Here is a 7,859-nt window from a genome sequence, read left to right on the forward strand (position 1 = left end):
TACCAGGCCTGGCAGGCGCAGTGGAATCAGGCGATGGAGCAGTTGGTGTTGTCCTACCGCGCGATGGCGGGCACCCATGAGAACAACACCACCTCGATGCTGGCCCGCGACCAGGCCGAAGGCGCCAAGTGGGGCGGCTAGCCCCACTCACGGCATTGTGGGGCGGTCGCACACCCTGGCGGGTGGGTCCGCAACGTAGATGACCACCAAGCCGAACGCCGTCGAGCTCACCGTCGATCAGGCGTGGTTCATCGCTGAAACCGCGGGGGCGGGAACGTTCCCATGGGTTTTGGCGATCACCACGCCTTACGCTGATGCCGCCGAACGGGGTGCGTTCCTCGCGACCCAGAACGCCGAACTGACCCGTATGGGGATGGTGTCGGCCGACGGCGCTGTCAACGCGGCGGTGGCCGACTGGATCCGGGTGGTGTGCTTCCCGGAGCGGTGGCTGGACCTGCGTTACGTCGGTTCCGCGGCCGCCGCCGGGGGCGACGACCTGCTACGCGGGATCATCGCGCGCCGCGGCAACAAAACCGTTGTCGCACTGCGCAATGCACAGCTGGTCACGTTTACGGCGATGGACATTCACGATGCGCGCGCCCTGGTGCCGATACTCGGTGTCGGTCTGGCGCAGCGCCCGCCCGCACGGTTCGACGAATTCAGCCTGCCTGCTCAGGTCGGCGCCCGGGCCGACGAGCGGCTGCGCAACGGCGCGGCACTCGCCGAAGTCCTTGATTACCTAGGTATTCCACGTTCGGCGCGTCCCGTGGTGGAATCCGTGTTCACCGGACCGCGCAGCTACGTCGAGATCGTCGCCGGGTGCCACCGCGATGGACAACACGCCACCACCGAGGTGGGAATGAGCATCGTCGATACCACCGAGGGCCGGGTGCTGGTCAGCCCGTCGCGTGCCTTCGACGGCGAATGGATTTCCACCTTCAGCCCCGGAACTCCGTTTGCCATTGGGGTCGCGGTCGAACAGCTCACTGCCCAGTTACCCGATGGCCACTGGTTCGAGGGCAACAGGCTGTCCAGAGATTTCAGCACGCAGTCCAACCCACAATCCGTTTGATCCATCCCTAGAACGACCCCTGTACACGAGAGAAAGAGAAGCAATGTCCAGCAGAAGCCTGAGGAGTCGGTGATGTCGAGCGCTGTGATGCCCGTTGTGCGGGTAGCGATCCTCGCGGACAGCCGGCTGACCGAAATCGCGTTGCCCGCGGACCTGCCGCTGCGCGAAATCCTGCCGGCCGTTGAGCGTCTGGTGGTGCCCGCCGTTGCGGACGATGCGACAGCAGAGGGCGACGCCTCAACCGAACCGGCCACTCCCACTCGCCTGAGCCTCGCCCCGATCGGCGGTGCGCCGTTCAGCCTGGACGCCAGCTTGGGGACAGTCGGTGTCGTCGATGGCGACCTGTTGGCGCTGCAACCCATCCCCGTCGGGCCGGCCGCACCGGGCATTGTGGAAGACATCGCCGACGCGGCGGTGATTTTCTCGACATCTCGGTTGAAGCCGTGGGGCACCACACACATCCAGCGCGGCGCAGTTGCCGGCCTCGCGGGATTGATTTGGGCTGCAACGGGTCTGGGCGTTGTCTACCGGCACGCCACCGGCTCGATTGTCGGGTCGTTCGTGGTCGGCGCGATAGCGCTGCTGAGCGTGCTGGCGGGTCTGGCCACGCGGTCACCGCGTGCCGGTGCAGCGATCTCGGCCGCCGCATTGGTGCCGATCGCCGCGGCCTTGGCGTTGGCGGTACCGGGTAGCTTCGGCGCGGCGCAGGTGACGCTCGCCGCGGCAGGCGTGACCGCCTGGTCGCTGATCAGTCTGACTCTCCCGCACCGCGAAAGTGGCGGCACCATCAGCCTTTTCACCGCAACTGCGGTGCTGGGGGGCGGCGTGCTGCTGGCTGCCGGTGCGAGCTCGCTGTGGCAGCTACCGTTGGTGACGCTGGGCGCAGGCCTGCTGGTCGTGGCGCTGCTCGTCACCATCGAAGCCCCGCAATTGTCCGCGCTGTGGGCACGATTCCCGCTGCCGGTCATTCCGGCCCCCGGGGACCCCACCCCGTCGGCGCCGTCGTCGCGGGTGCTCGAGGACCTGCCGCGACGGGTGCGGATCAGCGACGCGCACCAGAACGGATTCATCGCCGGCGCCGTACTGCTCAGCGTGATCGGGTCGGTGGCGATCGCGTGGCGTCCGGAAACGTTGTCCGCCTGGGGCTGGTACGTGGTAGCCGCGACCGCGGCCGCGGCAGTGCTACGGGCCAGGGTGTGGGACTCGGCCGCCTGCAAAGCATGGCTGTTGGCCCAGCCCTTCCTGGTGGCGGTGTCGTTGGTCGTGCTCTATACGGCCACAGCCGAGTACCTGAACGCGTTGGTGATCGCGATTGTCCTTGCAGCGCTGGTGTCGGCCTGGGTCGTCGTCGCGCTCAGCCCGACCATCGCCTCTCCGGATACCTACTCGCTCCCGGTGCGTCGGCTGGTGGGCTTCGTCGCGTCGGGCATCGACGCGTCGCTGCTCCCGGTGATTGCGTACCTGGTGGGAGTGTTCACTTGGGTGCTCAATCGATGATCTCTGCTCGCACTCGGCGATTCGGTTGTCTCGCAGCGGTGGTGGTTGCCACGCTGTGGGCCTGCCCGCCTGCGTTGGCGATCGATCGCCCACAGGTCGACGCGGGCGCGGCGCCGCCCAACGGGGCGCCCGGGCCGGTGCAGCCGATGGAGAAGAACGGCGAGTGCACCGGTACCGGCATCATCGCGGGTACTGACTTCAAGGAAGCCTCACCAAGCCAGCAGATGCTGGATCCTGTTGCGGCGTGGAAGTTTTCCCGCGGCGATGGGCAGCTGGTGGCGGTTCTGGACACCGGCGTGCGGCCGGGGCCGCGGCTACCCGGCGTGCAGCCCGGCGGCGACTATCTCGAATCGACCGACGGGCTCACCGACTGTGACGGGCGCGGTACCGCGGTTGCGGGCCTCATCGCCGGCCAGCCCAGCGATGATGGCTTCGCGGGCATCGCACCAGGGGCGCGGTTGGTGTCGTTGCGGGTGACGTCGGGCAAATTCTCGGCGCGCAGTGCCGGTGGCGACCCCACCACCGCGCGAGCGATCGTCGACGTGACGGCCTTGGGCCGGGCGATCGTGCATGCCGCCGACCTCGGCGCGCGGGTGATCACAGTCGCGGGGATCACCTGCCTGCCCGCCAACCGCAACGTCGACCAAGGCGCACTCGGCGCGGCGATCCGGTACGCGGCCGTCGACAAGGACGCCGTGATCGTCGCCGCCGCCGGTAACAGCGGTGCCGCGGGTTCAGCCAGTGGCGCGGCGTGTGAATCCAACCCGCTCACCGATTTAGGCCGTCCGGACGATCCCCGCAACTGGGCGGGCGTCACCTCGGTCTCGGTGCCGTCCTGGTGGCAGCCGTACGTGCTGTCGGTGGGCTCACTGACCCCGGGCGATCAGCCGTCGAAGTTCACCATGGCCGGCCCATGGGTGGGCGTCGCCGCGCCTGGCGAGGCCATCGTGTCGGTGAGCAATCGCGATGACGGCGGTCTGGCCAATGGTGTGCCTGACCAGCATCAGCAGTTGTCGCCGCTGATCGGCACCAGCTACGCGGCCGGATACGTCGCCGGGCTTGCTGCGCTGGTGCGCAGCAAGTACCCGGAATTGAATGCGACCGACGTGATCCGCCGCATCACCGCGACCGCACACAACGGGGCCCGTGCGCCATCCAACGTGGTGGGCGCCGGTGCCGTGGACCCCGTCGCGGCCCTGACCTGGCAGCTTCCCGCCGCCACCCACGACGACATGTCGCCGGTGAAACATGTTGCGGCGCCGCCCGAACCAGCACCAAAGAGCCCGTGGCCCCGGATCGTCGCATTTGGTGGGACGGCTGCACTTCTACTGGCCGTCGTGGCCGCTGCCGCGATCGCCGCACGCCGACGAAAGGAAGCCACACTGTGAGCTCGCCCCGATCCATCTCGCCGCCCACCGGACGGATTACGTTGGTGCTGTTGGCCGTTGTGGCCGGCGCTATCGCTTTCCCGTGGCACACGGTGCGCGAGCGCTGGCTGCTCGGCATCGCGATCGTCGTGGCGATCGTGCTGCTGGCCAGGTGGCAGGGGTTGCCCGTCACCACGATCTTGCGCCGCCGGCTCGCGATCGTGCGGCCCAACCGGGGTGCACGACGGGCGGACGAGTCCGTCACAGACGTGCGGACGACGGCGTTGCTCAAGGTGACGCCGCCGTTGGCGGATGCCGACGCGCTGCCACTGTCACTGATTGCCGGTTACGCCAAGCGTTACGGTCTGCGTGCCGACGCCATCCGGGTTACCAGCCGCGACAGCACATCCGAGGTCGGCACGCGCGAACGGGAAACCTGGATCGGCGTGACGTTGTCCGCCGCGGACAATCTCGCTGCGCTACAAGCTCGTTCGGCGCATATTCCGTTGCATGAGACCGCCGAGGTCGCTGCGCGCCGGCTCGCTGACCATCTCCGCGAGAGTGGGTGGACGGCCGCCCTCGCTGCCCCCGATGACGTCCCGGCGCCCTATCCGAAATCTGGTCGCGAGACCTGGTCCGGGGTTTGCCAGGGAAGCACCGATTACGTTGCGGCGTACGGGGTCAAGGTGGACACCGCGTTGCCGAACACGCTCGCGGCGATCTGGTCCTACCCGGTCCGCGAGGTATGGACGGCGGCTGAGGTTACCGGTGCCGGTGACAACCAGACGCTGGCGGTCGCGTGCGCATTCCGGACCGACGCCAGCCCCACTGCGAACGGGCCACTGCCCGGACTGATTTCGAAGTCCGGTATCCAGCGTGCGGCGCTGACGGCGTTGGACCCGCTGTCCACCCAGCGTCTCGACGACCATGTCGCACTGCCCGAGTCGCTGCTACTCGAGCGGCTGCAGTGGGCCAGCACCGCACAATCGCAGCCGGTCGTGCCACACCCAGTGGTGAACTAGGGCGTCCGTCAGTTCTTCTTCAGCTCCTCGGCGAGCATGATGATGATGCCGCTGGGGCCGCGGACGTACGTGAGCCGGTAAACGTCCTGATAGGTCGCCACGCCGCGAAGCGGACGGCAGCCGTGCCTCGCGGCTATCTCAAGGGCTTTGTCGATGTCGTCGACTGAGAAGGCGACGCGGTGCATGCCAATCTCGTTGGGAATAGTGGGTTTCGATTCGATCGCTTTGGGGTGGATGTACTCGAAGAGCTCGAGGCGACCGTGACCGTCCGGCGTCTGGAGCATCGCAATGTTCGCATGGTTGCCATCAAGGCCGACGGCAGTGTCGGTCCATTCGCCACTGACCGTCTCACGGCCGATGACCGTGAGACCGAGGTCGGTGAAAAAGGCGATGGTCGCTTCGAGGTCGCGAACGGCGATACCGACGTTCTCAAGTTTGATGACCATGCGCTGCATGCTACCGAGACCTGCCGATCAGCCGGCGCGTCCAACCTTTGTCAGACACGCCCTAGGGCCGAACAGCCGGAGTGAAGAGGGCCGCGGCGTTCTCGTAGAGGACGCCGCGCAGCCACGCATCGTCGATGCCCGGTACCCGGGTGATCGAGCGCATCGCATCGGCGTAGCTGTAAGGGATGTTGGGGAAATCGCTGCCGAACAGGATGCGGTGACCCAAGTCTCGCAGCCGCGGCAACTGCGACGGCGGAAAGGGCATGAGTTCGTCGACGAACGGCGTGAAAGCCATGGTGGTATCGAGCCTCACGTCGGCCGAGCTCTCGCAGATGTCGAGAAACTCCACATACTCCGGCATCCCCATGTGCGCGACGATCAGTCGCAGCCGCGGATAGCGTTGCAGCAGAATCCGTATGGGCTCAGGACCGGTGTGCTCGCCGGGTGCCGGCCCGGACCCGCAGTGAATGACAACCGGCACCCGGGCGTCTTCGATGGCTCCCCAGACGCAATCGAGCATCGGGTCGTTGGGCTCGTATCTGCCGACCTGAACGTGCGCCTTGAAGACCTGCGTTCCGTTGCGGATCGCGGCCTCGACGTAGTCCGCGGCATCCGGTTCGGGATAAAACGTCGCGGTCGCAAGGCAATCCGGCGTCGAATTGGCGAACTGAACCGCCCATTGGTTCAGCCAGGCCGCCATCTGCGGCTTGTGGGGGTAGACCAGCGCGGTGAAGCAGCGCACGCCGAATTGCCGCAGCATCTGCACACGGTCGGACTCAGCTGTCCGATAGATGACCGGCCATTCACGACCAACCAGCGGGCCCGCGGCATCGAAGTACTGCCACACCTTGTCCATCACTGATTTCGGCATGAAGTGGGTGTGCACATCGATCATCCCCGGCAAGCCGAGCGCAGACCAGATCTGCCGTACCTCGGCGGTCTCGTCGTCGGTCATGGTCCATCCTCGACTCGTCGGGCAAGCAGCGGGTAATACCGTCTATATCAGTCGTCGCGCAGTCCGTTGAACTGGAGGGTCAATATGTGGGATCCAGATGTCTACCTGACCTTTGCCGATCATCGCAGCCGCCCGTTCGCCGATCTTCTGTCCCGGGTCGGAGCGCCGAGCCCGCGTCGGGTGGTCGACCTGGGTTGCGGTGCGGGCAACCTCACCGGTCAGCTGGCTCGACGGTGGCCGGACACGGCCATCGAAGCATTGGACAGCTCGCCGGAGATGGTCGCCGCGGCCCGGGACCGTGGCGTGGACGCTTCCGTCGGCGACCTGAGAACCTGGGTCCCGCAACCTGATACCGACGTCGTGGTCAGCAACGCCGCGATGCATTGGGTGCCCGAACACGGCGAGCTGTTTGTTCAATGGGCGGGCCAGCTGGGCGCCGGGTCCTGGATTGCGGTTCAGATGCCGGGCAACTTCGATAGTCCGTCGCACGCTGCAGTGCGGGCGGTTGCTCGGCGGGAACCGTACGCGAAGCTGCTGCGCGACATCCCGTTTCGGGTGGGGGCTGTGGTTGACACGCCGGCTCATTATGCCGAGCTGCTGATCGATGCCGGGTGCACCGTGGATGCCTGGGAAACCACCTACATCCATCAGCTCACCGGCGAGCATCCGGTGCTGGACTGGATCAGCGGCACCGCATTAGTGCCGGTGAGCGAACAACTCAATGAGCGGGAATACCAACGGTTTCGCGAGGAGCTCATTCCGGTGCTCGCCGAAGCCTATCCAGCCCGTCCGGACGGGACCACGTTCTTCCCGTTCCGGCGGGTGTTCTTCGTCGCTCAGGTCGGCGAGTGAATCACCGGCTGAGGGCTAGTGCTCCGCATGATGGATTTCGACGTCGATCCCGCGGTCGCCGGCGATCGCCGAGCGACTGGTGGGAACCTTCTGGTGGATCTGCAGATACGTCTCGGTGTAGCGGGCCGCAATGCGGGTGCCGGCAAAATCCGACGGTATGACGTCACCGGTCTTCTGCCGCCAATCATGAAGGCGGACAGCAAGGTCAGCGGCGATCTGGTCGACGTTGTCGTTAGCGTCGCCGGTCAACAGGTTGTTGGTTTCAGTGGGATCGACGCGCAGATCGTAGACTTCGCGTTCCGGTCGCGGGGCGGTCACCGTCGGTGCGACGGCGTGGCCGGATGGGCTTTCCTCGATATCCCAGGGCAGATCCAATAATGGTCGGCGAGCGTAGTTTTCGATATAGCTGAAGTCTTTCGTCCGGATCGCTCGGATCGGATCGAACGAGTCGTGGTAGGTCTTGGTGGTGTAGACGTGGTCGCGCACCGGGTCGGCGGAGTCCGGTGCAATCAATGCCTGAGCATGGGAGATGCCTTCGATGTCCGATACGCCCGCGACGCCGAGCAGTTCCAGCAGTGTCGGCAGCAGATCCACCCCGCTGAACAGGTCGTCGTAAACCTTGGGCGCCAACCTCATTCGGGTGGGAGG

Annotated in this window: 7 protein-coding genes and 2 pseudogenes; 6 read left to right on the forward strand and 3 right to left on the reverse strand. The window is 66.3% G+C overall.

From position 1 onward, the window contains the following. The 5 genes and pseudogenes from VN856_RS02670 to eccE all read left to right on the forward strand — a co-directional run. Window positions 1-141: pseudogene (locus VN856_RS02670) on the forward strand (WXG100 family type VII secretion target); the annotation flags it as partial. Between the two features lie 58 nt (window positions 142-199). Continuing rightward, on the forward strand, window positions 200-1,072 hold the full coding sequence (locus VN856_RS02675) for an ESX secretion-associated protein EspG (protein ID WP_325685883.1): 873 nt from the start codon (window positions 200-202) through the stop codon (window positions 1,070-1,072). A 72-nt stretch (window positions 1,073-1,144) separates the two neighbouring features. Then, window positions 1,145-2,569 carry a type VII secretion integral membrane protein EccD gene (eccD, locus tag VN856_RS02680; protein ID WP_325685885.1) on the forward strand — a complete coding sequence of 475 codons (1,425 nt, stop codon included), beginning with the start codon at window positions 1,145-1,147 and terminating at the stop codon, window positions 2,567-2,569. Beyond that, entirely contained in the window at window positions 2,566-3,957 is a 1,392-nt protein-coding gene (gene mycP / locus VN856_RS02685; protein WP_325685887.1) for a type VII secretion-associated serine protease mycosin, read from the forward strand. Before eccD ends, mycP begins: the two co-directional genes overlap by 4 nt. Beyond that, on the forward strand, window positions 3,954-4,958 hold the full coding sequence (gene eccE, locus VN856_RS02690; RefSeq protein ID WP_325685889.1) for a type VII secretion protein EccE: 1,005 nt from the start codon (window positions 3,954-3,956) through the stop codon (window positions 4,956-4,958). Before mycP ends, eccE begins: the two co-directional genes overlap by 4 nt. A gap of 8 nt (window positions 4,959-4,966) precedes the next feature. Here the strand turns inward: eccE and VN856_RS02695 are convergent, their stop codons facing one another. Continuing rightward, window positions 4,967-5,404, reverse strand: coding sequence for a VOC family protein (locus tag VN856_RS02695; RefSeq protein ID WP_325685895.1), 438 nt, complete (start codon window positions 5,402-5,404; stop codon window positions 4,967-4,969). A gap of 61 nt (window positions 5,405-5,465) precedes the next feature. Then, complete coding sequence (locus VN856_RS02700; protein ID WP_325685891.1) at window positions 5,466-6,359, reverse strand: amidohydrolase family protein; 894 nt, start codon at window positions 6,357-6,359, stop codon at window positions 5,466-5,468. An 84-nt stretch (window positions 6,360-6,443) separates the two neighbouring features. Between VN856_RS02700 and VN856_RS02705 the strand changes: the two genes are divergently transcribed. Further along, window positions 6,444-7,211 carry a trans-aconitate 2-methyltransferase gene (locus VN856_RS02705; RefSeq protein ID WP_325685893.1) on the forward strand — a complete coding sequence of 256 codons (768 nt, stop codon included), beginning with the start codon at window positions 6,444-6,446 and terminating at the stop codon, window positions 7,209-7,211. A gap of 15 nt (window positions 7,212-7,226) precedes the next feature. Here the strand turns inward: VN856_RS02705 and VN856_RS02710 are convergent. Beyond that, window positions 7,227-7,859 (reverse strand): annotated as a pseudogene (locus VN856_RS02710) (sulfatase); the annotation flags it as partial.

Origin of the sequence: Mycobacterium sp., assembly GCF_035603715.1 — a bacterium.
Lineage (GTDB): Bacteria > Actinomycetota > Actinomycetes > Mycobacteriales > Mycobacteriaceae > Mycobacterium.

Bases quoted from the DNA above. Each gene is read 5' to 3' on its own strand.
- VN856_RS02700 (WP_325685891.1), bottom strand. From the start codon at position 6,359: ATGACCGACGACGAGACCGCCGAGGTACGGCAGATCTGGTCTGCGCTC.
- mycP (WP_325685887.1), top strand. From the start codon at position 2,566: ATGATCTCTGCTCGCACTCGGCGATTCGGTTGTCTCGCAGCGGTGGTG.
- VN856_RS02675 (WP_325685883.1), top strand. From the start codon at position 200: ATGACCACCAAGCCGAACGCCGTCGAGCTCACCGTCGATCAGGCGTGG.
- VN856_RS02705 (WP_325685893.1), top strand. From the start codon at position 6,444: ATGTGGGATCCAGATGTCTACCTGACCTTTGCCGATCATCGCAGCCGC.
- VN856_RS02695 (WP_325685895.1), bottom strand. From the start codon at position 5,404: ATGGTCATCAAACTTGAGAACGTCGGTATCGCCGTTCGCGACCTCGAA.
- eccD (WP_325685885.1), top strand. From the start codon at position 1,145: ATGTCGAGCGCTGTGATGCCCGTTGTGCGGGTAGCGATCCTCGCGGAC.